The 251-nt window shown below is 57.4% G+C and carries 1 pseudogene; it reads right to left on the reverse strand.

The window, feature by feature from the left end:
• Nucleotides 1-251 (reverse strand): annotated as a pseudogene (locus tag RMT89_RS44465) (hypothetical protein); the annotation flags it as partial.

Raw genomic sequence — 251 nt, forward strand, 5'->3', positions numbered from 1 at the left:
CGAGCCAGCGATGCGAACAGCGAACCGGTCTTCGGTGCTGCTGCTGCTTCTTCGGAAGGAGCTTCTTCGGTAACTTCTTCCTTTGCTGCATCCATGTCGAATGGCGGTTCTTCGTTCGCAGCAACTTCAGCCGTGGTTTCCGGCTCTGCTTCCGTTACGGTTTCCTGAGTAGGCTCAGGATCGGCAGAAACAGGGGCTGTGGTCTCTTCAACCACTTCCGGCTTGGTTACGGTGCGGTTGACCGTTCCCGG

Source organism: Streptomyces sp. P17, assembly GCF_032436805.1.
Taxonomy (GTDB): domain Bacteria; phylum Actinomycetota; class Actinomycetes; order Streptomycetales; family Streptomycetaceae; genus Streptomyces.